This window comes from Shinella sp. H4-D48, assembly GCF_022637395.1.
Lineage (GTDB): Bacteria > Pseudomonadota > Alphaproteobacteria > Rhizobiales > Rhizobiaceae > Shinella > Shinella sedimenti.
In genome coordinates this window covers 439,027-464,747 of sequence record NZ_CP093338.1, presented here as the reverse complement: position 1 = coordinate 464,747, position 25,721 = coordinate 439,027, and the positions used below count along the sequence as shown (strand labels likewise).

Annotated in this window: 22 protein-coding genes; 16 read left to right on the top strand and 6 right to left on the bottom strand. The window is 61.2% G+C overall.

Features of this window, described 5'->3' with window-relative positions; genetic code table 11:
- Positions 1-72: 72 nt before the first annotated feature.
- The 5 genes from MNR02_RS19165 (at position 73) to MNR02_RS19145 (ending at position 6,418) form a co-directional block, all read left to right on the top strand.
- Positions 73-1,164 (top strand): ABC transporter ATP-binding protein, encoded by a 1,092-nt coding sequence (locus MNR02_RS19165; RefSeq protein ID WP_241948926.1) that lies wholly within the window; start codon positions 73-75, stop codon positions 1,162-1,164.
- On the top strand, positions 1,151-2,014 hold the full coding sequence (locus MNR02_RS19160) for an ABC transporter permease (RefSeq protein WP_241948925.1): 864 nt from the start codon (positions 1,151-1,153) through the stop codon (positions 2,012-2,014). Before MNR02_RS19165 ends, MNR02_RS19160 begins: the two co-directional genes overlap by 14 nt.
- Before the next feature lies 1 nt (position 2,015).
- Complete coding sequence (locus MNR02_RS19155) at positions 2,016-2,816, top strand: ABC transporter permease (protein ID WP_241948924.1); 801 nt, start codon at positions 2,016-2,018, stop codon at positions 2,814-2,816.
- A gap of 494 nt (positions 2,817-3,310) precedes the next feature.
- The gene (locus MNR02_RS19150; protein ID WP_241948923.1) at positions 3,311-4,306 is read left to right on the top strand and encodes a sugar-binding transcriptional regulator; all 996 of its coding nucleotides are present in this window, start codon (positions 3,311-3,313) and stop codon (positions 4,304-4,306) included.
- Between the two features lie 57 nt (positions 4,307-4,363).
- Complete coding sequence (locus tag MNR02_RS19145; protein WP_241948922.1) at positions 4,364-6,418, top strand: bifunctional aldolase/short-chain dehydrogenase; 2,055 nt, start codon at positions 4,364-4,366, stop codon at positions 6,416-6,418.
- A 101-nt stretch (positions 6,419-6,519) separates the two neighbouring features.
- On the opposite strand, the gene MNR02_RS19140 is transcribed toward MNR02_RS19145, so the two are convergent.
- The 3 genes from MNR02_RS19140 to MNR02_RS19130 are packed head-to-tail and all read right to left on the bottom strand — an operon-like array spanning position 6,520 to position 10,180.
- Positions 6,520-7,563, bottom strand: a complete 1,044-nt coding sequence (locus MNR02_RS19140) for a substrate-binding domain-containing protein (protein ID WP_241948921.1) — start codon at positions 7,561-7,563, stop codon at positions 6,520-6,522.
- 50 nt (positions 7,564-7,613) lie between these two features.
- Positions 7,614-8,666 (bottom strand): ABC transporter permease, encoded by a 1,053-nt coding sequence (locus MNR02_RS19135; protein ID WP_241949546.1) that lies wholly within the window; start codon positions 8,664-8,666, stop codon positions 7,614-7,616.
- Positions 8,666-10,180, bottom strand: coding sequence for a sugar ABC transporter ATP-binding protein (locus MNR02_RS19130; RefSeq protein ID WP_241948920.1), 1,515 nt, complete (start codon positions 10,178-10,180; stop codon positions 8,666-8,668). The genes MNR02_RS19135 and MNR02_RS19130 overlap by 1 nt, the downstream gene beginning before the upstream one ends.
- A gap of 147 nt (positions 10,181-10,327) precedes the next feature.
- On the opposite strand from MNR02_RS19130, the gene mtnK reads away from it, so the two are divergent.
- Together mtnK and mtnA are read left to right on the top strand one after the other, a co-directional pair.
- Positions 10,328-11,599 (top strand): S-methyl-5-thioribose kinase, encoded by a 1,272-nt coding sequence (mtnK, locus tag MNR02_RS19125; RefSeq protein ID WP_241948919.1) that lies wholly within the window; start codon positions 10,328-10,330, stop codon positions 11,597-11,599.
- A complete protein-coding gene (mtnA, locus tag MNR02_RS19120; protein WP_241948918.1) occupies positions 11,596-12,690 on the top strand; it encodes an S-methyl-5-thioribose-1-phosphate isomerase in 1,095 nt (364 codons plus the stop codon). Before mtnK ends, mtnA begins: the two co-directional genes overlap by 4 nt.
- Before the next feature lie 60 nt (positions 12,691-12,750).
- On the opposite strand, the gene MNR02_RS19115 is transcribed toward mtnA, so the two are convergent.
- Entirely contained in the window at positions 12,751-13,632 is an 882-nt protein-coding gene (locus tag MNR02_RS19115; RefSeq protein ID WP_241948917.1) for a LysR family transcriptional regulator, read from the bottom strand.
- A 97-nt stretch (positions 13,633-13,729) separates the two neighbouring features.
- Between MNR02_RS19115 and MNR02_RS19110 the strand changes: the two genes are divergently transcribed.
- Entirely contained in the window at positions 13,730-14,482 is a 753-nt protein-coding gene (locus tag MNR02_RS19110; protein WP_241948916.1) for a sulfite exporter TauE/SafE family protein, read from the top strand.
- 113 nt (positions 14,483-14,595) lie between these two features.
- Here MNR02_RS19110 and MNR02_RS19105 read toward each other — a convergent pair whose 3' ends face one another.
- Positions 14,596-15,252, bottom strand: coding sequence for a GntR family transcriptional regulator (locus MNR02_RS19105; RefSeq protein WP_241948915.1), 657 nt, complete (start codon positions 15,250-15,252; stop codon positions 14,596-14,598).
- A gap of 127 nt (positions 15,253-15,379) precedes the next feature.
- The gene (metC, locus tag MNR02_RS19100) at positions 15,380-16,543 is read right to left on the bottom strand and encodes a cystathionine beta-lyase (RefSeq protein WP_241601523.1); all 1,164 of its coding nucleotides are present in this window, start codon (positions 16,541-16,543) and stop codon (positions 15,380-15,382) included.
- Between the two features lie 130 nt (positions 16,544-16,673).
- Between metC and MNR02_RS19095 the strand changes: the two genes are divergently transcribed.
- The 8 genes from MNR02_RS19095 to MNR02_RS19060 all read left to right on the top strand — a co-directional run bounded on the left by MNR02_RS19095 (position 16,674) and on the right by MNR02_RS19060 (position 25,662).
- Complete coding sequence (locus tag MNR02_RS19095) at positions 16,674-17,714, top strand: amino acid ABC transporter substrate-binding protein (protein WP_241601522.1); 1,041 nt, start codon at positions 16,674-16,676, stop codon at positions 17,712-17,714.
- A 63-nt stretch (positions 17,715-17,777) separates the two neighbouring features.
- On the top strand, positions 17,778-18,974 hold the full coding sequence (locus MNR02_RS19090; RefSeq protein ID WP_241949536.1) for an amino acid ABC transporter permease: 1,197 nt from the start codon (positions 17,778-17,780) through the stop codon (positions 18,972-18,974).
- Positions 18,975-19,035: 61 nt separating this feature from the next.
- On the top strand, positions 19,036-20,082 hold the full coding sequence (locus MNR02_RS19085; protein ID WP_241601589.1) for an amino acid ABC transporter permease: 1,047 nt from the start codon (positions 19,036-19,038) through the stop codon (positions 20,080-20,082).
- A 21-nt stretch (positions 20,083-20,103) separates the two neighbouring features.
- Complete coding sequence (locus tag MNR02_RS19080) at positions 20,104-20,871, top strand: amino acid ABC transporter ATP-binding protein (RefSeq protein ID WP_269470865.1); 768 nt, start codon at positions 20,104-20,106, stop codon at positions 20,869-20,871.
- Between the two features lie 51 nt (positions 20,872-20,922).
- On the top strand, positions 20,923-22,311 hold the full coding sequence (locus tag MNR02_RS19075; RefSeq protein WP_241949535.1) for an MmgE/PrpD family protein: 1,389 nt from the start codon (positions 20,923-20,925) through the stop codon (positions 22,309-22,311).
- A 5-nt stretch (positions 22,312-22,316) separates the two neighbouring features.
- Positions 22,317-23,672 carry an MmgE/PrpD family protein gene (locus MNR02_RS19070; RefSeq protein WP_241949534.1) on the top strand — a complete coding sequence of 452 codons (1,356 nt, stop codon included), beginning with the start codon at positions 22,317-22,319 and terminating at the stop codon, positions 23,670-23,672.
- Between the two features lie 23 nt (positions 23,673-23,695).
- Positions 23,696-25,063 carry an MmgE/PrpD family protein gene (locus tag MNR02_RS19065; protein ID WP_241949533.1) on the top strand — a complete coding sequence of 456 codons (1,368 nt, stop codon included), beginning with the start codon at positions 23,696-23,698 and terminating at the stop codon, positions 25,061-25,063.
- The gene (locus MNR02_RS19060) at positions 25,063-25,662 is read left to right on the top strand and encodes a glutathione S-transferase family protein (RefSeq protein WP_241949532.1); all 600 of its coding nucleotides are present in this window, start codon (positions 25,063-25,065) and stop codon (positions 25,660-25,662) included. The genes MNR02_RS19065 and MNR02_RS19060 overlap by 1 nt, the downstream gene beginning before the upstream one ends.
- The last annotated feature ends 59 nt before the right edge of the window (positions 25,663-25,721 follow it).

Genomic DNA, 25,721 nt, shown 5'->3' with positions numbered 1-25,721 from the left:
AGTTCATCCTCCCGGGGGTAGGGCGGCTCGGGGCAGTTTCCTGCCCGGGCCGCCTGTAACGCAGGAAATCTCATGAGCAACACAAGTTCCTATATCCGCATCGACAAGGTGTCGCGGCGTTATGGCGCCTTCAAAGCACTGGACGACGTCAGTCTGGACATCTCCAAGGAAGAATTCATCGCCATCCTGGGGCCGAGCGGCTCGGGCAAGAGCACTTTGCTGCGCCTTATTGCCGGTCTTGATCGGCCGACGGAAGGCCGTATCCATTTCGAGGGAAAGGATGTCACCGAGCTTGCGCCTCACAAGCGCGGAATCGGTATGGTTTTCCAGGAATTTCTGCTCTTTCCACACAGGACCGTAAGGGAAAATCTCGCCTTTCCCCTGAGAATGCGCAACGAGGCCAAGGCCGAGATCGAGGAACGGGTTGAATGGGTGGCGGGCATCCTGTCGCTGAGCACGATGCTGGACCGCTATCCCAGCCAGCTTTCGGGCGGTCAGCAGCAGCGTGTCGCCCTTGGCCGAGGCCTTGTCGCACGACCGACGCTTCTGCTTCTCGACGAGCCACTGGCCAATCTCGACCGCGAGCTTCGGCAGGAGATGGAGATCGAAATCCGGCGATACCAGAAACAGCTCGGTATTCCCTTCATCTATGTGACGCATAACCAGGAGGAAGCGCTCTCGATGAGCGATCGGATCGCGGTCATCAATAACGGGCGTCTTGAAGCCCTTGGTGAGCGGCAGGCGATATACGATCACCCGCAGACACCGTTCGTCGCTCGTTTCGTTGGCAAGTCGAGTAAGTTTCAAGGTGTCGTCCAACCTGACGGGGCAACCGTGCGTCTCGCCAGACATGACTACGAATTCGCGTTGCCGCCCGACAAGAAATTCAACCCGGGCGATGCAGTCGAGATTTTCGTCAAGAACGAACGGTTTGACATATCCAGCAAGCAAGATGGCGGCGTGGGCATTCCATCCACGGTGGTGGACGTCGTATTGCGCGGGCCCTTTCTCGAATATGTGCTGGAAACCGATCGCGGCGACACGGTAATCGCCGTCAAGCCGAAGCGGAACGATCCGATCCCGATCCGGGAACGAGTCCTGCTTTCGTGGAACCCGGCCGATTGCCATATCTTCAAGGACGGAGCTGACGATGCAAGACGCTAATCTCCAGCGCCGCCTCATTCTCGATATCCCGACCGGTTTCCTGTTGCTCTTCTTCGTCATGCCGCTGGCGGCGCTGGTGACACTGAGTTTCTGGCAGACCGAGAACTACAAGATCGTCCATGAATGGACATTGATGAACTACGGTACGCTTGCGACGGAGCGCGCCTACATCACCTTCTTTCTCCGCTCGCTCGTCATGGCGATCGGGGTATCTGTCACGCTGGTGGCCTTGTCCTGGCCGATTGCCTACTTCATCGTTCGTTACGGGGGGCGCTACCGCATCATCTTTTCGCTTCTTCTGGTCATACCCTTCCTGTCGGGCGAGGTCCTCCGCCTCATCGCGCTGCAGGGCATGCTCGGCCCTGCGGGGCTGGTCAATGGCGCCTTGATCCGCATGGGGGCAGCACCTCTTCGAATGATCATGTACTCCAATGCGGCATCGTTTATCGCCTTCATTTATCTGTATCTGCCGCTGGTGGTGACGACGATCTATCTGTCGCTGATCAACTTTGATTTCCGGCTCGCTCATGCCGCCAGCGCCTGTGGCGCCAACCGGTTCCGGATCTTTACCGAGGTCGTCTGGCCGCTCAATCTCTCTGGTACGATCGTCGGCTTCATGCTCGCCTTCATCCCGACCCTCTCGGCTTCCTTGGTGCCACGCTTCCTCGGCGGACCCAACGGCACGCTGTATGGCATGTCCATGGCTCAGCAATTCGGTGAGTCAGGGACTTGGGCTCTTGGTGCCGCTATGGGTGTCGTTCTCTTCCTATTCTCGGCGATTGCACTTGCGATCCTGAGTTATGGCGTGGATCTCCGCCGGACTGGCTTTACGGGATTGGGGAGACAATAGCATGAACCCGAATTTTACAGATTCACTCATCAAATGGACGCTGGCAGTCTTCCTCGTCGTGGTCTTCGCCTTCCTCTATATGCCTATCGTGCATATCTTGTTCGCGTCGCTTTCGACGCGTCCGAATTTTCCATACCCGCCGGAGTTCAACGTCGCGAGCTATATCCGCCTCTCGACCAACACCGTCTACCAAAGCGCGTTCCTCAACAGTCTGCTGCTTGCTTCCTGCACAGCGGTTCTGTCGACCGTGCTTGGCTTTCTCGCAACCGTTGGCGTTTTGCGGTTCGCTGGCAAGCGGGCGCTGATTTACGCCATATTCTTCGCCGCGCCTCTGTTCGTTGCCGAAATCCTCCTGGGTATTTCGAGTATGGCGCTCTACTACATGCTGTTCGAACTCCAGGGGAACATGCTGACTGCGATCATTGCGAACGCCGTGCATTGTTTCAGCTTCTGCTTTCTGATCATGGCGGCGATGCTCTACAAGTACGACTGGCGAATGAATGAAGCGGCGATCGTCTGCGGCGCCTCGCCTCTGCGTTCCTTCTTCGAGGTCATGCTGCCAATCACGTGGCCGGGTATCATGGGCAGCCTGATCACCGCATTCGTCCTGTCCCTGAACGGGCTGGATGTGTCCTTCTACCTTCTGGGGGCAACGCCGACCATGCCGTCTGTCGCCTGGGGAGCGCTTCGCTACGGCGTCAAGCCTGAGCTTTACGCTCTCTCAAGCCTCATCAACATCGTCGTTTTTGCTATGATCATCGCACTGCTTGTCGCCATCAGGCTGAAACGAAAAGCCGCTTAGCCGGCAACGGCCTGTCGTTAGAAGGGGGGAGAAACTGCAATGATGCATTCGTTCTCAGCTGCAATATTCACTGAGTATCGCAAGCTCGGAAAAACCATGTCGATGTTTGAATTGCAAATTTCGGCATGGGACTTCATCCGGCGTCATTGCTCGGCTCTCCTTCCAACCCGGAATACAAACCCGCCGGGCAGCTGATCCAACAGGTTCGATGGGCTCCGGACACAGGCGAGAGAGGTGAGTGGACAAGCCGCAACTACTATGGTTCGCGGCTTGTCCATTTCTTAATCGGAGCAGTTGCCAGCACAATGCGAGAGACCTTGCCGATCGGTCCACGCCTGTTGAACAGCTAGACTTCCGCGGCCTCGTATCTTTCTTCTGTCCCAGGTTCCATGCGCCGTGAGACGCCACGGGCCGAATCCCTACAGCATGAAGCCATCTGTTGACTTTTGTCAGGCACATTGACTAATGTCAGGGCATCGACAGATGGAGCCCTGATGCCAATCCGAGCCAACGACCAGATCATCCACAAAGCCGCTTGGCTGTACTATACGCATGGCCTGCGGCAGGATGAGGTGGCGCAGCGGCTCGGAATTTCCCGTGCATCTATCGCCATGTATCTCCGCAAGGCGCGTGAGATGGGCATCGTGACTATTTCGACATCCTCGGAATTGTTCTCGGACGACGTGCTGGCGCGGGAACTTGAGGATGCTACAGGCTTGAGCACGGCATGGCTTGTGCCCGAGGACCGTCAGGCAATGGACCCCGCGTCGGAAATGCCTGTTGTCGCAGCATCCGTCTTCCTGGAACTGCTCAGTAAGGGCGACAGAGTGGGTGTTGCTTGGGGAAGGACCGTCTACCACATCGCCGATGTCATGCCGTTTGCAGACCTTCGCGGCGTCACCGTCGTGCAGCTTTGTGGCAATCTCGGCGCACCCTATTCCTATCGTCCCGACCAGTGCACTACGGAAATCGCCCGGCGTCTGAATGCTGAAGGCATCAACTTCTACGCGCCGCTCGTCCTGTCTTCCGAACGTCTCGCGGAGGAGCTGCGCGGTGAGCCCGTTATCAAGGAACAGCTGGCAACGATCTCGGACTGCAACCTTGCACTCTATTCCGTCGGCGGTATCGAGGACGACAGCCATCTTGTCAAATGCGGTGCGTTGTCTGCGGCCGACATGCACGCCATGGGTGAAAACGGAGCGGCCGGGGTCATTGCAGGCCAGCTGATCGATCACGACGGCCAGTGGATGGACTGCAACCATAACCGCCGCTGCATTTCCGCCGACCTCGATTCTATCAGGGCAATCGAGAAGCGAATGCTGGTTGTGCAGGAAGACAACAAGTTCGAACCTTTGATGGCCGCTTTGAAGGGCGGTTTTGCCTCGCATCTGGTCGTGACCACCTCGATGGCGCGCCGCATCCTGGAACGCTGGTCAAGGGAAAGGCTTGTTAGTAGGGGTACGGCCAAGGGCAGCTCTGGCGAGGTTTGAACCAATTCTTTGGGTCCGCCGATGCCGGCTGGACCGGTTTATCGGGAGGATGAAAACATGGAAAATCTCTGGCGCGACGACGAAGCCGAAACGGTCGTCGCCGGCTACGCCGCCAAGGGCGTGAACCGCGATCTGGCGTTGCGCACTTATACGACCCGGCTCTTGGGCGGCGAGCCGCGGCTGGTGTTGCACGGCGGCGGCAACACTTCCGTAAAGACCGAAGTGACCGACCTTGTCGGCGATACTCATGCCGTGCTCTGCGTGAAGGGCAGCGGGTGGGACATGGGCACGATCGAGCCGCCGGGCCTGCCCGCCGTGAAGATCACTGCGCTCCTCAAGAGCCGCAAGCTCGACAAGCTCTCCGACGAGGATATGGTCACTTTGCTGCGCGCCAATCTCATCGACCCTGGTGCGCCGAATCCTTCCGTAGAAGCGCTGCTACACGCCTTCCTGCCGCACAAGTTCATCGATCACACCCATTCGACCGCAATTCTTGCCATCGCCGACCAAGCGAAGAGCCGTGAGATGAGTGCTGAACTCTTCGGCAAGAAGATGGGTTTCGTGCCCTATATCATGCCCGGTTTCGCACTCGCCAAGGCGGCCGCCGAAGTGTTCGAACAGGACCCGACGGTCGAGGGTCTGATTCTCGACAAACACGGTATCTTTACCTTCGGCGACACTGCCAAGGAAGCCTATGAGCGGATGATCCACTACGTCACGGTTGCGGAAAACCACGTCAAGAAAAACGGCCACAACCCCTTCACTCCAGCCACTCTGCCCGCAAAGGTCGCAAGTCCGGCCGATATCGCCCCTATGCTGCGTGGCGCAGTGGCCGTAGACAAGGGTGAAGGGCGCTATGATCGAATGGTCAGCGTCTTTCGCTCGTCCTCGGCCATTCTCGATTTCGTCAATGCGGCTGAAGTTCAGGATATGGCCGCGCGCGGCGTCTCGACACCTGACCTCTCGATCCGCATCAAGACCGGTCCGATGGTGCTGCCGGCGCCGGCCGAGAGCGACCTGGCGGGCTACCGCGCAGTCATTGACCAGCATGTTGCCGCCTTCGCGGCCGACTACACGGAATACTTCCGCAGCAACGATGCCCGCGACGACGTCAAACGCATCATGCTCGATCCGATGCCGCGCCTGACGCTGGTCCCGGGCCTCGGCATGTTTGGCCATGGCCGGACCTTCAAGGATGCGACCATCGCCGTCGATGTCGGTGAGATGTGGATCGAGGCGGCGCGTGACGCTGAATCCATCGGCCGCTTCGAGCCGGTGAGTCGGCCCGATCTCTTCGATCTCGAATATTGGTCGCTGGAACAGGCAAAGCTCGCTGGTGCCAAGCCGAAGCCGTTTACCGGACAGGTGGCGGTGGTTACCGGTGGGGCAGGCGCCATCGGTGCGGCCGTCGTCAAGGCATTTGCCACCGAGGGCGCGCATGTCGTGGCACTTGATTTAGACGGTGAAAAGGCAGCAGCGGTCGCCAAGGCGGCTGGCAACAATTCCATCGGCATCGCCTGTGATATCACCGACCCCGTCTCCGTTCGCACCGCCTTCGACAGGGCGGTCGCCACCTTCGGCGGCGTGGATATTGTCGTTTCCAATGCGGGTGCCGCTTGGGAAAGCCCGATCGCCACGATGGATGACGCGCTGCTGCGTAAGAGTTTCGAGTTGAACTTCTTCGCCCATCAGACGGTCGCGCAAAATGCCGTGCGCATCATGAAGACACAAAAGACCGGCGGTGTGCTGTTGTTCAACGCCTCCAAGCAGGCGGTCAATCCCGGAGCGAAATTCGGGGCCTACGGCCTGCCGAAGGCGGCGACACTCTTCCTGTCGCGCCAATATGCGCTCGAGCACGGCGCCGATAACATCCGTGTCAATGCCGTCAATGCCGACCGCATCCGCTCCGGCCTACTGAATGATGAGATGATTGCCAACCGCGCGGCCGCCCGCGGCCTTTCTGTAAAGGAATATATGGGCGGCAACCTGCTCGGCCTCGAAGTGACGGCGGAAGACGTCGCGCGCGCCTTCATACATCACGCGCTTGCCGAACGCACGACCGCCGACGTTACCACGGTCGATGGCGGCAACATCGCAGCGGCAATGCGCTAATCTCCAGGCGGGGCAGGCAACTGCCCCGTTTTCGTTTTAACCGCATATGCAAAGAGGGGCGGCCCGATGGGCCGCCCCTCTTTGGTTCCAACACACGGAAATCAGGGCTTCGGCATCCAGGTAGGCATGGCGACATCAGCATGGGCGAACTGCGGCAGCTTGGCGCCGAGTTCTTCCATGTTCTTGATATCCTGATCATTGAGGTCCTTCTGGGTGATCAGCGTCGGCGGTACGATGACCTGTTTGCCCGGGTCTTCCCCGGCAAGCAGCATGGCGAGTGAGCGTACCGAGACCTGACCGACCACGGCAGGGTTCGTCGCAGCCGTTGCGACCCACGCCGAGCCGGACTCACGCATCGCGGCGATGTCCGAGGTCGAGATGTCGGCCGAATAGATCTTGACGCTGGAGGACAGGCCCGCTTCGTCGACGGCGATCTTCACACCCTTGGCGAATTCGTCGTAGGGAGCGAACATCACGGTGATATCAGGATTGGCCGAAATGACCGAACGCGCCTGATTGGCAACCGAGTTGGCGATCGGGTTGTCCATCGTGCCGAATTGGGCGGCCTCGTTGATGCCGGGATATTTCTTCTTGAATTCCTTCCAGGTCTCGTCGCGGCGGTCGAGCGGCGCGATGCCCGCGACATAGACGTAGCCGGCCTTGAAGCTTTCGCCATTGTCCTTGATCGCCTGTTCAAGGGCGAGACGGGCGAGGTCGCGGTCCGACTGCTCGACTTGCGGGATCTTGTCATTTTCGACATTGACGTCGAAGGCAACGACCTTGATGCCGGCATCGACCGCACGCTGGGCGGCTTCCTTCATGGATTCCGTCAGGCCATGCTGGATGATGATGCCCTGTACGCCGAGCGCGATGGCCTGATCGACCATGTCGGCTTGGAGTGCAGCGTCCTGGCGGCTGTCGAAGACCTGAAGCTGGACGCCGAGTGCCTTGGCCTGCGCTTCCACGCCGGCAAGGTAGGATTGGAAGAAGTCGCCGGTCGAGAGATAGCGCACAAGCGCGATCTTGACGTCGCCGGGCTTGTCGAATGGCTTGGGCATATCCGCCGCAAACGATGGCAAGGCAAACGAGGTTGCGGCCATCAGCCCCAGCGTCAGCTTGCCCAGGGTTCTACGCGTAAAATTCATATCAGTCTCCTCCACTGGTGAATTTCTGTTGTCCGCTAAGGGCTCCCGCCTCAGCGTTTGCCTCTTTTCGAGAGCGCAAAGGTGAAGATCAGGGCGATCACGAGTACGGCGCCCTTGATGAAATCCTGGGTGTAGTAAGGCGCGTTCATCATCGTCAGACCCTGCAGCAGGATGCCGACGAATAGGGCGCCGATGGCCGTGCCGAAGGCATTCGGCTTGGCCGTGCCAAGCACGGCAAAGCCGATGAGTGCGGCGGCGACGGCGTCAAGCAACAGGTTGTTGCCCGAGGCGATATCGCCGCGCCCGAGGCGGGCGGCCAGCAGGATGCCGCCGATCGAGGCAAACACGCCAGATATGATGTAGGCCGAGATCTTGTAGGCATTGACCGGCGCACCGGCGAGGCTTGCAGCGCGTTCGTTGGACCCGACGGCATACATCATGCGGCCGAAACGCGTATATTCGAGGAAGAACCAGATGACGATCGCAAGCACGATTAGCACGACCACCGAAACCGGCACCAGATTTGGCAGGATGAAATCGAACCGATGGCGGCCGAGCGCAAGAAAGGCCGGACTGAAAGCGCCCGTCGCCGTCGAACCGTCGGGCAGCGTCATGCCGGTGGCAATCGAACGCCCTTCGGTCGGAATGCGCTGGAGGCCGAGCAGGAGGAACATCATGCCGAGCGTAGCGAGCAAATCCGGCACGCGCATGTAGACGATGATGATGCCGTTGACGAGGCCGACGAGCACGCCAACGGCAAGGCACACGAGTGTCGCCGTCAGGGCATCACCGCCCATCACAACCATCACATAGGACGAGGCCATCATAGCCGTGGTGGCCACGGAGCCGATGGAAAGGTCGAAGCCGCCCACGACGAGCGTTGCCGTCACGCCTAGCGCCAGAATCCCGGTGATCGATACGGATTGCAGGATGAAGACCGCACTCTGCGGCGAGGCAAAGCCTCCGGTGACCAGCGAAAAATACAGCACCATGCCAACGAGCAGCACGAGGAAGCCGTATTTGATCGCGGTTTCCCGGATGTTCAGGGTGGCCGGTGGAACGGCGCCGGTGGGCGCGGCGGATTTGCTCTGTTCACTCGTCATCATGCACTGACCTGTTGATAGAATTGCCCAGCGATCTCGGAGAGCAGCCGCTCGACATCGATGTCGGCATTGCGATGCTGACCCACGATGGCCTGTTCCGACATCACCAGGATGCGGTCAGCGACCTCGAAGGCTTCGTCGAGTTCCGTTAGGAAAAGAATGGTGCTGCGCCCGGCGGCGGACCCGCGCAGTTTCGCGCCGATGTCGCGCCGGGCAGCGATGTCGACACCCTGGAAGGGTTCGTCGAGGATGAGGAGCCGCGACGGTTCGGACAGCCAGCGGCCGACCATGACCTTCTGCTGATTGCCGCCAGACAGCGTCTGCATCTCATCGCGCTCGCTGCGGCAGACGACGCCGAGCTCTGCGATCTGCTGGCGTGCCTTGACCTTCTCGGCCCGACGGCTGGCAATGCCAAGAGATGAGAGGCGGCGCAGGAACGGCAGACTGATATTCTCGTAGATATTGAAATCCGGAACGATGCCGCTGATCGCGCGATCCTTGGCGACGAGGAATACGCCCTGGGCAATTGCCTGTCCCGTTGTCTTCGGCGCATAGCGCTTGCCGTCCAGCGTCATATCCCCGGCCGCCGGCGCGCGGGCGCCAAACAGCGTTTCGGCGAGCGCCGTCTTGCCCACGCCGACAAGGCCGGTGACAGCGACGATCTCGCCGTCACCGAGGTCGAAGTCGAACGATCGCGTCTGGTCAGAAAGCTTGAGGCCGCGCACGCTGAAGATCGGCCGGTCTGCGTCACGCACCGCGACGGCACCGGCTGATACCTTGCGACCGAGCATAGCGTTGACCGCGCCTTCATAGTCGAGGTCGGGCCCCTCGAACCGGCCGGTGATGCGGCCGTCTCGCAATGCGACGATGCTGTCGGCAAGGCGGCGGATGTCCGACATGCGGTGCGAAATATAGAGAATAGCAACGCCGCGCGCTTTAAGGCGGTCGATGAGGTCGAACAGGCGGTCGGCCTCCGCACTCGATAGAGACGAGGTCGGTTCGTCGAGGATCAGCACCTTCGGCTCATGCGCCATGGCGCGCGCGATCGCCACCATCTGGCGGTCGGCCAGCGTCAGGTCGTTGATACTGGCGGTGAGGTCGATGGCAAGACCCATGCGCGACGCGACGGCGGCAGCCTCGCGGCGCACCCTGCGCGGATTGAAGAACAGCCGAGCACCGCGTCCGTTCAGCCGGTCGAGCGTCAGATTGGTTGCGACGTCGAGATCAGCGACCACGCCGTCATTGATGTTCTGGTGCACGGTGACGACACCGGCGCGGATCGCCTCAGCCGGCGTTGCCGGTTCGAAGGCAGCGCCAGCCAGCGTGATCGTGCCGGCATCGCGTGTGTAAACGCCGGAGAGGATGCGCACGAGCGTGGATTTGCCGGCACCGTTGGCACCCATCAAAACCGTCACTGCGCCTGCTTTGAGGTCGAGGTCAACACCCTGGAGAACCGTGACCGGCCCAAAGGATTTGCGCACGCCATCAATGCGAAACACTGCCTGTTCGCTCATTTCCGCCTCCCAATGACGCCACGTTAGGATAGGCTATCATCAAATGTCAAGGTCGTTGACATTTGACAGAATGATGCCTTAGCTGTGGGCAAGAACGGCATGGCGGCAAGCGGAGGCGACTGCCCCATGCGGCAGGAGGAGAACAACATGAACAGCCACGTCTTCGAGGCGCTGAGCGCCGAGACATTGCCAGTTCGGCTGGGCGAGAACGCCGCCCTGAAAGAATGGATCGGCGCCGATTCGTCTCGCTGGACCATCAAGGAAGTGGGCGACGGAAACCTCAATCTGGTCTTCATCGTCACAGGCGAGACAGGGGCCGTCATCGTCAAGCAGGCGCTGCCCTATGTGCGGCTCGTCGGCGAGAGCTGGCCGCTGCCGCTAAAGCGTTCCTTCTTCGAATATCACGCGTTGAAGCGCCAGGGCGCGCGCGATCCCGGCATGGTGCCGGAGATCCTGTTTTTCGATGAGGGACAGGCCATCATCGTCATGGAATTCCTGACGCCGCATGTGATCCTGCGCCGCGCGCTCATTGAGGGGCGTCAGCTGCCGAAGATCGGCCGTGACCTCGGTCTCTTTGCCGCCCGCACACTTTTCCGCGGCTCCGATCTTTCCATGCCGACGCGTGAGAAGAAGGCGGATGTGGCTCTCTTTTCCGACAATGTCGAGCTTTGCGACATCACCGAAAATCTCGTCTTCTCCGATCCCTATTTCGAAGCCGAGCTGAACCGCCACACCACACCGCAGCTCGACACCATCGTCGCCGAACTACGCGCCGACCGCGATCTGAAGGTGGAAGCGCAGAGGCTGAAGCATCTCTTCTCCGCCAAGGCAGAGACGCTCTGCCACGGCGACCTGCATACCGGCTCTGTCATGGTGACCGAAGACGAAACCCGCGTCATCGACCCGGAATTTGCCTTCTATGGCCCAATCAGCTTCGACGTCGGCATGCTGATCGCCAATTTCTGGATGAGCTACGTCTCGCAGACCGGCCATGAAGCATCGCCCGGTGCACGCGACAATATGCGCGCCTATCTGCTCGATACGATCGATACGCTGTGGGAAACGTTCCGTGCCGAATTCGCGCATCTCTGGCGCACGGAGCGCAAGGGCATCCTCTATCAGGCCAGCCTCTTCGAGGACCGCAACGACCCGCTCGCCGCCGAACAGGCGCTCTCCATCGTCATCGACGAGATCTGGCACGAAATGCTGGGCTTTGCCGGCATCGAGATCCATCGCCGCATCCTCGGTCTTGCTCACAATGCCGATTTCGAAACCATCGCCGACCCCGACCGCCGCGCGCCCTGCGAGCGCAAGGCCCTGAAGCTCGGGCGTCACCTCGCCGTCAACCGGCAGCGCATCCACAGTCTTCGCGACATCCGCGAAATGGTGGAGCGGCTTGAAAAGGAGATCATCGCGTGAAAGTCGAAGAACGCCACTACCGTACGATCTGGCTCAACGAGGATGGCTGCTCCATTGACATCATCGACCAACGCTGGCTGCCACACGAATTCCGCGTCGTTACGCTCAAGACCGTTGCCGATGTCGCCGTCGCGATCAGGGATATGTGGGTCCGTGGCGCACCACTGATTGGCGTCACCGCGGCCTATGGTATGGCCATCGCCATGGCAAGGGATCCATCAGATACCCATCTCGATTCGGTCTGGGAAGAGTTGAACGAGACCCGTCCGACCGCCATCAACCTGCGCTGGGCACTGAATGCGATGCGCGATCATCTTCGCCCGCTGCCGCAAGCCGACCGCGCGGACGCCGCCTACAAGCGAGCGGCGGAAATTGCCGAAGAGGATATCGAGCTCAACCGCGCCATCGGCGCCAACGGCCTCGATGTGATCCGCGAGATCGCGGCGAAGAAAAAACCCGGCGAGCCCGTGCGTATCCTCACCCATTGCAATGCCGGCTGGCTTGCGACCGTCGATTACGGAACCGCGACGGCACCGATCTATATGGCTGTCGAGGCGGGCATTCCTGTTCATGTCTATGTCGATGAGACACGGCCGCGAAACCAAGGCGCCTATTTGACGGCGTGGGAGATGAATGGCCACGGTGTGCCGCACACGCTGATCGTCGACAACGCTGGCGGCCATTTGATGCAGCATGGCGACATCGATATGGTGATTGTCGGCACCGACCGCACCACGGCGAACGGCGATGTCTGCAACAAGATCGGTACCTATCTGAAGGCGCTTGCCGCGCGCGACAATGACGTGCCTTTCTACGTCGCGCTCCCTTCGCCCACGATCGACTGGACGGTGCATGACGGCGTCAAGGAAATTCCGATCGAGGAACGCACTGCCGACGAGGTGAGTTTCGTGCAGGGCCGCGCCGCCGACGGTTCGATTGCCAGCGTGCGCATCTCGCCCGAAGGCAGCCCTGCCGCCAATCCCGCCTTCGACGTCACGCCTGCGCGCCTCATAACCGGCCTCATTACCGAACGCGGCATAGCCACGCCATCGCCAGAGGGTCTGAAAGCGCTCTTTCCGGAACGCAGGTAAATCCGGGTAGATTTTGTAGACAGAATTGAGGGGTGCCGTGAAACCGGACCCCTTCGTCTGTCAAGCCTGCGCCAGATGGTCGAATAGCTCCCGCGCCGCGGGCGCGATGTCGAGATTCGCGGGTAAGCAGACCGAAAGATGCCGTCTTGCCCAGCTGTCCACAAGCGGGGTGACGGCAATGGCATTCGAACGTCGGCATCGCCGTGCGATCGTCTCGGGAACGATCGCCACACCAATCCCACTGCCTGCCGCTGAACATATCGACTCGAATGTACGCAGCCGGATCCGGTACCGGAGCTTCATGGCGAGCCGGTCCGCCTGAAGGTCGATGTGATCCTGCAATGCGCCAGTCTCCAATCCCACGAAGTATTCGCTGGCAATGTTGTAGAACGGAACGTCCTTTTCGTGTGCAAGCCAATGGGACTGCGCCGACACTACGGCAAGCCTGCTTACGGTGAAGGGCTTCAGCTGCAGACCGTCTGTGGCGGCCGCGTCAGACAACACGCCGATATCGGCAAATCCGGCGGCGACGCTTCGTGCGATCTCTTGGCTTTGCCGCTCCTGTAGGTCGATGTCGATTTGGAGTTGCTTGGCAAGCCAAGGCACCAGCCGCGCCGGGAGGGCTTCCGCGATGGCGGCCGTATTGGCGTGCAGGCGGATCGTGGCCCGTATCCCCTTGGCATGGCGCGCCATTTCCCCACGCATGACGGATGCCCGATTGAGGATTTCACGGGCGTGATGGGACAGTGCCTCGCCCGCTTCCGTCAGGGCCACCCCGCGCCGTCCCCTTTCCATGAGCTTGACCTGCCCGGTGATCTCCATCTCGCGCAAACGATCGCTTGCTGCAGCAAGCGATAGCCCCACGGCAGACGCGCCATGCGTGATGCTGCCAGCATCGGCAACGGCGAGGAACAGCCGGAGATCGGTAAAGTCGAAGCGCATGGCACGATTTTAAAGCCGATTCAGGCTTCGGTCCAGACGAAGGCTCACTCAGGGAGAAACGCATTGTCGCGGTTTTCAGGTCAACTATCAAAAGGGGATGATTAACCTGTCTGACCCCCCGCTGCTCGTTGCTGTTGCCGCGACATTCCTTGTCGCTGGAATCGTCAAGGGTGTCACCGGCATGGGGCTTCCGACCGTTGCGATGGGGGTTCTCGGTGGCTTGCTTTCGCCACTCGCTGCCGCTGCCTTACTTGTGATCCCGTCTTTCGTGACAAACGTCTCGCAGCTGCTGGCAGGGCAAAGCATCATGCCGATTGTACGGCGCCTCTGGCCCATGATGGCGGGCGTGGTCCTGGGGACGTTCGCCGGCTCCTCTCTTCTGAAAGACGGAGGGACGGTTCTCGGCAACTTCATGCTTGGGCTCGCGCTCGCTGTCTATGCCGTATACACCCTGCTCGCACGTCCCTTTCAGGTGGGGCCGCAATGCGAACGCTGGCTCTCGCCTCTTGTCGGAGGCGTGACGGGCCTTGTTACCGGCGCGACGGGTGTCTTCGTTATTCCGGCCGTGCCCTATGTGCAAGCCCTTGGACTGCGAAGGGATGACCTCGTTCAGGCTCTGGGCCTTTCCTTTACGGTGTCCACCGTCGCGCTTGCCACAGCGTTGGGATCACGGGGCGTCGTTGAGATGGAGACGCTGCTGCTTTCCGCAGCCGCCGTTGCTCCGGCGCTGCTCGGCATGTGGATGGGTCAGTATATCAGGCGGCGTGTCAGCCCCGCGGCGTTCAAACGCTGTTTTCTGATCGCGCTTGCGCTTCTCGGGTTGGAGATGATGCTTCGGGGCGTGCTTTAGCGCGGCTGATTCATCGCGCGTTCCTATCGCTTCTGGTAGGGAAGCCGCCACGAGCAGCGAACGTCTCTTCTTGACAAGTCTTGAAATCCGCCACGCGATTGACGGTCAGGTCGTCAAGCGTTGGAGCCCTCAGCAAGCATCTTCAGGCGTATCTGAAATCCCTCTGAAATATGCAGGCGTGCGGCACGTTCGGCGCGATCGCCGTCACCCTGTGCGATCGCTTCAACAATTTCCTCGTGCTCGGCCTGCGCGGATTGTACGCGATCAGCCTTCGTGTATGTGGACCCGGGCAAGAGGCTCAGGTGGACCCGCAGGTTGCTGAGCGCCTCCACCATGAACTTATTGTGCGAGGCCTGTACGATCTGACTATGCAGGAGCTTGTTTCGCGCCAGAAGCTTGAGCGGATCGGTAAGCTCGCGATCCTGCATGACCATTTCCCGCAGCAGATTGACTTCCGCACGTGATGCATGCTCTGCGGCGAGCCGGGTTGCCATGCCCTCAAGCCCTTCACGAACCGCGAACAGCTGGCGAATGTGATCGACGCTCGGATGTGCGATGACCAGTCCACGTTGTGGACCGTGTTCGGCCAGCCCCATCGTATGCAACCGATGAAGGGCCTCGCGCACCGGGGTCCGGCTAATGCCAAGTCGCTGCGCCAGATCGGTTTCGGTCAGCCGGCTTCCCGGACGCAGTTCGCCGCTCTCGATGAGATCGAGGATGTGGTCGACCGGATTGCGGCGCGCTGAGCTCGGCTCCAACACTTGCTTCATGCGACTACCTATGCCTTTCAAGCGCGGCCTCCAGCCGATGGGCGGGTGACCTCTTAGCCCCTATACAGACGTTTTTTCTGCCGTACCACAAATGTCGTTTAACACTAGCCGCAGATGCATGCGGCTGTCATCGCAAACGATCAAGCCCTTGGCGTATCTCGCGAATAAGGTCGGCCGGGTTCTCCAGTCCGACATGGATGCGGATCGTTTGTCCGCCAGGCTCCCAAGTGGTTGCGGTGCGGTAGACGGATGGATTGCTCGGCACCATCAGACTTTCAAAACCGCCCCAGCTCGATCCCATGCCGAAGAGTGTGAAGCCGTCGAACATGCGGGCAAGTGCGGATCGATCAACAGCGGGTATCACGAAGCCGAACAGGCCGGACGCTCCGGTGAAATGGCGCTTCCACAACATGTGCCCGGGGTCGTCAGGCAGGGCCGGGTGCATGACGCGCAGCACGTCTTCCTGCTCGCCGAGCCAGTGTGCAACTTCCAGTCCGTTGATGTGGTGTTGGGCCATGCGTACGCCGATCGTGCGCAGGCCGCGCAGGGCGAGAAAGGCGTCATCCGGTCCGACGCAGAGGCCGAAGCGCAGATAGGCCTCGCGAAGACGGTCATATTCCGACTCGCGGCAGGCGATCGTGCCGAGCATAAGGTCGGAGTGTCCCGAAATGTATTTTGTGCCGGCCTGGACGGAGATATCGACGCCTTGGGCGATAGGCTGGCAGAAGTAACCACCGCTCCATGTGTTGTCGATGATGGTCACGATGCCGCGGCGGCGCGCCACTTCGGTGATCGCAGAGACGTCCTGGATCTCGAAGGTCTGCGAGCCGGGCGATTCCATCCATATCAGCTTCGTTTCGGGGCGAATGAGGGTTTCGATATCTGCACCGATGGTCGGGTCGTAATAGGTCGTTTCAATCCCGAACTTCTTCAGCGTGAATTCACAGAACTTGCGCGTTGGACCATAAGCGCTGTCGGTCACCAGGAAATGCGCGCCCGGTTCTGCGTAGCTCATGAGGATGATGCTGATCGCGCTGACGCCGGAGGGCGTAACGAGCGCCTTGTCCGCGCCCTCCAGGGCGCAGATTGCGTCTTCAAGTGCGTGTGTGGTGGGTGTGCCGCGTCGACCATAGCGCAGCCGTGCGCTTTCTTTTGCGTCAAGGGCTGCGAGGTTGGGAAAGAGGATGGTGGAGGCGCGGTATACGGGCGTGTTGACGGTGCCGGAGTGGTCAGCGGGCGAGCGGCCGCAATGCGCCAGGCGGGTATCCAGACCCAGATCGTCGTTGTTCATAAGCATTTTCCCGAGGGTGTTTGATGTCTATTGCATACCATTGAATACATATGTATACAGTAACCTAAGGGGCGTCAATCACATGGCGAGGTATAAAGCCCGCCGCCCTGGGGAACGATGAGGAGAAGACATGACAATATTGAAAGCTGTTATTCGCTCGGTCCTGGCGGGTGTTGTAGCTGGTGCTCTGGGCGCCTCTGCAGCACAGGCGAACTCCGGCGATACGCTTGCCGCCGTCAAGGCGCGTGGAGAGGTTCTGTGCGGCGTCCACCCGGCACGCCACGGATTTGCTGCGCCTGACAGTCAGGGCAAGTGGAGCGGCTTCGAGGTCGACTTCTGCCATGCGGTAGCCGCCGCCATTTTTGGCGATGCGAGCAAGGTGCGTTTCGTTGCCCTGTCCTCGCAGCAGCGTTTTCCCGCCATCCAGTCGGGCGAAGTCGATGTGCTGGCACGCAATGTGACGGCCACGCTCAGCCGCGATACGGCTCTGGGTCTCAATTTCTCTCCGCCGATCTTCTATACGGGAACCGGCTTCCTGGTGCGTAAGGACGACGGCATCACCAAGGTCGAGGATCTCGACGGTGCGGCGATCTGCATGGCGCCGGGCTCGACCACGGAGCGTAACGTCGCCCAGATCTTTGCCGCACGCGGCATGAAATACACGCCCGTCGTCATCGAAAACAACAAGCAGCTGGTCGATGCCTACGTGACCGGCCGTTGCGATGCGCTGACGAAGGACAAGGCGGCGCTTCCAGGCGTGCGTGCTGTCGATACGGAAAATCCCGCCGACCACGTTCTCCTGCCCGGCATCTATTCCAAGGAGCCGCTCGCCATGGCAGTGCGCCAGGGTGACGATCAGTGGTACGACCTGATCAAGTGGGTGGTGTATGCGACCTTCAATGCCGAGGAAATGGGCGTCGGGCAGGCCAATGTCGATGAAATGAAGGCCTCGACGGACCCCGATGTCCAGACCCTGTTGGGCGTTATCGGCGACAACGGCACCAAGCTCGGCGTCGGAAATACGTGGGCCTACGACATCGTCAAGCAGGTCGGAAACTACAAGGATATCTACATGCGCCACTTCGGCCCGGATAGCCCTGTGGCCCTGGACCGGGATCAGAACGTGCTGTGGACCGAGGGCGGCCTGCTCTACGGTTTGCCGATGCAATAAGTCGGTCGATCCGCGCCCTGAAGGGCGCGGATTCCATGCACGCATATCCACTGGAGATATAACATGATCGATGCCACTCCGGCACGCGACGGGCAGCCTTCTGCCCGCCGGTCGAAGGACTTGCTCTACAGTGAGGGCTTCCGCGCAGCAGCCTACCAGATCGCCCTTGCGGCCGCTGTCGTCTTCGTCGGGCTGTTCCTGTACCAGAACGTGGTCGAAAACCTGCAGCGCCAGAATATTGCGACGGGTTTCGGCTTTCTGAGGGAGGTCTCCCAGTTCGAAATCGGCGAGACGCTGATCAACTATTCCGCGCGTGACACCTATGCCCGCGCTTTGCTCGTCGGCCTTCTGAATACGCTCAGCGTCTCGGCAGCCGGCATCGTTCTTGCCACCATCATCGGCTTTTCGGTCGGCATTGCCCGTGTCTCGAATAACTGGCTGCTGCAGCGCATCGCAACGGGCTATGTCGAAATCGTACGCAACGTCCCGGTCATCCTTCAGGTAATCTTCTGGGCGGCGGTCACCCGCAACCTGCCTGCGCCGCGTCAGGCCCTCGAGCTGTGGGGATTGGGTTTCCTCAGCAACAGGGGCCTGACCTTCGCGACCCCGGTCGCCGATCCCGCGCATGGCTGGATGTTCCTTGCCCTCGTCGCCGGTATCGCGCTGGCCGGCATTGGCGATCGATGGGCGCGGCGCCATCGCGAGGCGACCGGCAAGCACGTCGATATGCTGTGGCCGAGCCTCGCCGTCGTCATTGGTCTGCCGCTCGTTGTGTGGCTTGCTTTCGGTGCACCGCACCTGATCAGTTTTCCCGAGCGCAAGGGCTTCAGTTTCGTCGGTGGCTACACGATCAGCCCGGAATTCGTAGCGTTGATGACGGGGATTTCGCTTTATGCTTCGGGTTTCATCGCCGAGATCGTCCGCGCTGGCATCGAGGCGACGCCCAAGGGGCAGGTCGAGGCCGCCCGGTCCATCGCGCTTCGTCCGCGCTTCATCATGCGCTACGTCGTTCTGCCTCAGGCACTGCGCGTGATCGTGCCGCCGCTGACGAGCCAGTATGTCAGCCTGATCAAGAACAGTTCCATCGCCGTCGTCGTCGGTTATCCCGATCTTGTGAATATCGGCAATACGGTGATGAACCAGACCGGCCAGGCGGTAGAGGCTATCGCCGTGATGATGACGGTCTATCTCATCATCAGTGTCGTGACTTCGCTTCTGATGAACACCTACAACCGCCTCGTGGCGATCAAGGAGCGGTAGAATGACGACGGCTTCCTCGCAAACTCGGCTCGTCACGGCCGCTTACGATCCACTTGCACGCATGTCTGCAGCCGACTGGCTGAAACGGAATCTTTTCAGCTCGGTTTGGCAGACCCTCCTGACCCTCGTTACGGCCGCGGTACTGCTGCGCTTCTTCTGGTTCGTACTGGATTGGGGCGTGATCAACGCGGTATGGGTCACGTCCGATCCTGACGTGTGCCGGGCCGCCACGGGCGCGTGCTGGGCGGTCATCGTCGAAAAGCACCGGCCGATGCTGTTCGGGCTCTATCCCTATGACGAGCATTGGCGGCTAGTCCTGATGATGGTTATCTACCTCGTCACGGTCGTCGTCTCGCTTATGCCGCGCAACTGGAATTTGCGTTTCCTCGTGCCCCTATGGTTGGTGGCGGCCGTCTCCATCGGCGTGCTGATGTTCGGTGGCGTCCTGGGGCTGCGTTATGTGCCGACGTCGGAATGGGGCGGCCTCCCGCTCACCATGCTGCTCTTCACGGGCACCGTGTTGTTCGGCATGCCGGTCGCGGTGCTGCTCGCACTTGGCCGACGTGCGCCGCTGCCTGTCGCCAGGGGTGTTTCAGTCGTCTTTATCGAGGCCCTGCGCGGCGTTCCGCTCATCACCATCCTCTTCGTCGCCGTGAACGTCTTCCCGCTGTTCCTGCCTGCAGGTGTCCAGGTGGACAAGCTGTTGCGCATCACGATCGGCATTGCCATCTTCTTCGCCTGCTATCAGGCAGAAGTGATACGCGGTGGTCTCCAGGCCATTCCACGTGGGCAGTACGAAGCGGCAGCGTCGCTCAGCCTGACCTACTGGCAGACGACCAGTCGCATCATCCTGCCTCAGGCGCTGCGCATCTGCCTGCCGGCTATCACGAACCACATCATTGCCGCCATGAAGAACACATCCTTCGTGATCATCATCGGCCTGTTCGATATCCTCACCGCAACCACGGCTGTCATGCAGGATCCGCTTTGGCGCAAGTTCTACGTCGAGGCCTACCTGTTCGTCGCGGCTGTCTATCTCTTCTTCGGCTACGCGCTCTCGCTCTATGCGCGCAAGGTGGAGAAGTGGATCGCCAGCGGCCGGATCTAACAGCTGAAATCGGAGATATTCATGTCCCAGTCCACGTCCACGCAGGCGGCAGACGCCCCGATCATCAGCCTGCACAACGTTTCCAAATGGTATGGCCAGTTCCAGGTACTCTGCGCCGTCGATCTCGATGTCCGAAAGGGCGAACGAGTCGTCGTCTGCGGGCCGTCCGGTTCCGGCAAATCCACGCTCATTCGCTGCATCAACCGCCTGGAAGTGCATCAGGAAGGCCGGATCTTTGTCAAAGGCCTGGAGATGACGGACAATGTGAAGAACATCGACGCCATTCGCCGCAACATCGGCATGGTGTTCCAGAACTTCAACCTGTTTCCGCATCTCACGGTTCTTGAAAACCTCACGCTCGGTCCGATGCTCACCCGCCATATGAAGAAGGCCGACGCCGAAGACCTTGCGATGCATTTCCTGCGCAAGGTCCGCATTCCCGAACAGGCGCGGAAGTACCCGTTGCAGCTGTCGGGGGGGCAGCAGCAGCGTGTGGCTATTGCCCGCTCGCTTTGCATGGAGCCCGAGATCATGCTGTTTGACGAGCCGACCTCTGCGCTCGACCCGGAGATGATCAAGGAAGTGCTCGATACGATGATCGAACTCGCCGAAAGCGGCATGACGATGATCGTCGTGACCCATGAGATGGGGTTTGCCCGCACCGTTGCGGACAATGTCGTCTTCATGGCCGACGGCCGGATGGTCGAAAGTGCGCCGCCCGAGGAGTTCTTCGGCAATCCGCGTGAGGAGCGCACACGCACCTTCCTCGACCAGATCCTCAAACACTGACCTTTACGGCCCGCCGCTGCGGCGGGCCACCCCGAAAGACAGGAGATTTCCGTGACGTCTTTGACGCCTGAGCTTGCGGCCCGCGCCGCAGGCCTGAGCCTTGCTGACCTCAGCGCCGCCGCCCGTGACTGGGCTTGCCGCGCCTTTGCCGATACGGTCGCCTGCGGAATCGCCGGTGCCGGCGAGGACGTCGTGCACCTGGCCGGCGCCGTTCTGTCCGCCGCTCCCGGCCCGTCCGCGCTTTTCGGTCGTGAAGGGCGCCTGCATGCGCTCGACGCCGCACAGATCAACGGCATTGCCGCCCATGCGCTGGATTTCGACGACTGCAACCTCGAAATGGACGGTCATCCGTCCGTGTCGATCGTTCCGGCGCTTCTCGCGCTCGGCGATCAACTTGATTGCAATGGCGCCGACCTTTTGACGGCCTATGTCGCAGGCGTCGAGACGGAAATCCGCGTTGCGCGCATTTCCAATCCCGCCCATGCCGACCGAGGCTGGCATCCGACCGTCACCTTCGGGGTGATCGGCGCGGCCGTCGCGGCCGGGCGGCTACTGCGACTTACCCCCGAAGGCATGGCGGCCGCCATCGGGATTGCAGCGTCCTGCGCTGCCGGTCTCCGGGCCAATTCCGGAACGATGACGAAGCCTTTGCATGCCGGGCAGGCCAACCGTAACGGCTTGCAGGCCGCATTGCTGGCTGAAAAAGGCTTCACGGCCGGACCGGCTGTGCTGGAACACAAATTTGGTTTCATGGCTGCCTTCAATGGCGGTATCACGACCGATATCGCGCCCGCTCTGGATGGCTGGGGCAAGGACTTCGCGCTCCTTTCGCCGGGTATCGCGATCAAGCAATATCCCTGCTGCGCCTTTATTCACTGCGCCATCGACGCCGCCTGCGAACTGCGTGGCGCCTTCGCCGTCGGTGAAATCGAGGAGATCGAGGTCGCACTGCATGCGCGCCGCCTGCGAAACATCGACCGGCCAAAACCGCGTGATGGACTGGATGCCAAGTTCTCGACCCAATATCTGACGGCGCGCGCGCTGATCGCCGGCACCGTCGGCTTTGCGGATTTCGAGGAGCCGTTGCTATCCGATGGCGCGACGTCTGCGCTTGCCGCTCGCGTGCGGCTCGTTGCCCATGACGAAGCGGATCTGTCGCTTGGCCACGTTACGCTGCGTCTTGCCGATGGTCGCAGCCTGTCTGCGAGCGCGAGCGTCGCCATGGGCCGCGGCCCGTCCAATCCGATGACCGAGGCTCAGTTCCGCGCGAAGTTTGACGATTGTGCCGGACGTGTCCTTTCGCCCGACGGGACCTCACGCCTCTACACAAGTCTCATTGCGCTGCCCGATCAGCCCTCGATGCGCAGTCTGACCAGCCTGATGCAGCCTGTTTCCACCACCCAGAACCGTTCCGCCTCGTGCGCGGCCAACGAAAGGTGATCCCGATGTCTCTCTCCCGCGAACTTGCTGCGCGCGTCGTCGCGCTCGATCCGAACAGCTTCGACCCAGACGCTGCGAAATGGGCGCGAAACGCCATCGCCGACATGATCGGCTGCACCTTGCTGGGTGCGCCGACCGACACGACCGACGCCGCACGCATGCCTGAGCTTCATGGTGCGGGCTCCTGCCTTGTCCTGGGCCGTCGCGAGAGGCTCGGCATGTTGGACGCCGCCTTCGTCAATGGCACGGCTGGCCATGCGCTGGACTATGACGACACGTCGAAATCCCTGTCCGGCCATCCGACTGTCATCATCGTACCCGGTTTGCTGGCGCTCGCCGAGATGAGAGGCGCGAGCGGTAAGGCTTTCGTCGATGCCTATATCATCGGTGTCGAGGCGGCGACGCGCTTTGCGCGTGGCGTCAACTTCCAGCATTATGAAAAAGGCTGGCACCCAACCGCCACGCTCGGCATCTTTGGTGCCGCGGTTGCTGCGTCCGTCCTGATGGAGCTTTCGCAGGACGAGATCGCCAATGCGATCTCGATCTCCGCTTCTCTCGCCTCTGGTCTGAAGGCCAACTTCGGCACGTCGACCAAGCCGTTGCATGCGGGTATCGCGGCGCGAAACGGACTTTTCGCAGCGCTGATGGCCTCCAAGGGCGTCGCCGGTTCGCCCGTCGCGCTGGAGCATCCGCAAGGATTCCTGGAAGTCTTCAATGGAGCCGGCAATTATAATATTGACCGGATGCTGGCCGGATGGGCGGAGCCGCTAGACCTGCTGGCGCCCGGCATTTCGATCAAGAAATACCCCTGCGTCTATAGCGTCCATGGCGCGATCGACGCTGCAATCCAGCTTCATGACGGTCCGCTCGGCACCACTGCGGCGGTGACGGATGTGCTTGTGCGGATGCATCCCCGCCGCCTGCTGCCGCACGTACGCAATCCTGCGACGAGCGCGCTCAATGCAAAGTTCTCGCTGCCTTACGCCGTGGCGCGGGGTCTCGTAAACGGGGCGGTGCTGCTCGATCATTTCGAGGACGCGGCGCTTCACGATCCCACCGTCATGCGCATCATGGGCCTGATCCGCATGGAGCCTCACGACGATGACGCCAACGACTATGGCGCGGAGGTCGTGGTGACGCTGGAAGATGGCACGGTGTTACGCCAGACGGTGGCCGCTCCGCTCGGGCGCGGCCCGGAAGCTCCCCTTCCGCAGGAAATGCTGGAGGCGAAGTTCATCGACTGCGCCCGCCGCAGCCTTACCGACGACGGCGCGACCAAAATCTTTGGCCAGTTGATGGGCCTCGATGAGCTGCCAACCATGGCGGACCTCACGGCCGCCATCGAAGCCGCCACGCTCTGAAGATATCCAAAGGGACGAGAGATATGAGTTTTGCACGCGAACTTTCCCGCCGGGCGCTTTCGATCCGCCTCGCCACCGTACCTGAGGAAGCCGTCCACATCGGTCGCCGCGCCTTTGCCGATACGGTCGGTGTCGCGCTGGCCGGGGCCGATGCGCCCTATCTCGATGCGTTGGAGGCTGTCCTGGAATGCGATGCAGCACCGGGGCAGGTAACGCTTTGGGGCAGGGGCGGGCGCCGCGCTTCCATGCTGCACGCCGCGCTCGTCAACGGCACGGCGGCGCATGCGCTTGATTTTGACGATTGCTCGACCACGATGGGCGGGCACCCGTCGGCACCCGTCGTGCCTGTCGTGTTGGGGTTGGCCGAGGCGCTCGGCCTGCCCGCCGGCAAGGCGATCGAAGCCTGGATCACCGGCGTCGAGGTCGAGACCCGTCTGGCGCGCGGCCTGCTTCCGCACCATTACGAGAAGGGCTGGCATCCGACGGCAACGCTCGGCGTTTTCGGCGCCACAGCCGCCGCCGGCCGGATGTTCGACTTCGATGAGGAGCAGATGGCAACCGCTCTTGCTGTTGCAGTCTCGATGGCCTCAGGCCTGAAATCGAATTTCGGCACGCCTGTGAAACCGTTGCATGTCGGCCAGGCCGCGCACAACGGCATCATGGCCGCTCTTGTCACACGCCGCGGAATGACCGCGAACCTCGAGGCCTTCGAGCACAATTACGGCTTCTTCAATCTGTTCAATGGCGCGGGCACCTATGATGCCGATGCGATCCTGGATGGTTGGGACGGCCCGCTGGAAGTGTTGCAGCCCGGCATTGCGATCAAACAGCACCCGTGTTGCGGAAGCGCCCATTCCGCAATTGACGCCGCTTTGCATATCGTCGCGCGGGAAGGCCTTATTGCAGCCGACGCCATCGAGGCAATCGAGACCCGCACGCACGAACGTCGCCTTGCGCATACCAACCGGCCCGAGCCGCGTTCGGGGTTGGATGCGAAGTTCAGTGTCCAGTTCCTTACCGCCAAGGCGCTGACTGCCGGCCGCATCCGTCTCGGTGACTTCGACGATGCGCATTTCCTGACCTCTGACATCGCATCGCTGCTGCCGCGCATTACCGCGCGCGCGCATCAGGATGCCGATGCCTATCGCGGCGATGTGCGTGTGGTGCTGAAGGACGGCCGCGTCTTCGAGGCCGGCGCATCCACCAACTTCGGCCGAGGTCCCGCCAATCCCATGTCGGATGACGAACTCGGCGACAAGTTCGTTGATTGCGCTGCGGCAAGCCTGGGCGAACTGGACGCGGGAAATGTTTATCGCGCCTTCCTCGCGCTCGACGCCGACACACCCATCGGGCCGCTCATGGCAGGGCTTTCCGGCAAGGGAGACGCATGATGCTGACGGTCTACGGACGCCCGAACTCTTCCAACAGCGCCAAGGTTTTCTGGCTGCTGGACGAACTCGGCATGGACTATGATCTCATCCTCACGGGCCGCGGCTTTGGCGCCACCGATACACCGGAATTCCAGGCGATGAACCCGTTTGGAAAAGTGCCCGTGCTGCGTGACGACGAGACGGTCGTCTGGGAGTCCAACGCGGTGTTGCGCTACCTGGCCGGCCGCTACGGACCCACCACGCTTTGGCCTCACGATCATGCGGAACGCAGCATCGTGGACCGATGGATGGACTGGGCCTCCCTCTCGTTGACGCCGCCGCTGACACGGTTACGGAAGGCCCGTTCGGCCGGGCGATCAGGCGATGGCGATCTGCCGGCCGTGCTCGCGGCCGTTACCGCCATGGACGAGTTGCTGGCGGGTTCGCACTTCCTTGCCGGTGACGCGCTGTCGCTCGCCGATATCGTTGCGGCTCCATCTGTCCACCGCTGGTTCCGGCTGCCCGAAGCCAGTGAGGGGTTCGCCAACCTGGCGGCCTACGCCGAGCGTCTGTCTGAAAGGCCCGGCTACCGTCGTCATATCCGCGACGCGTTGAGCTGATTCCGCCCTCGGGGGCTTCCACCTCTGCACTTTCCATCGGGCATGGCGCATGCATGCCC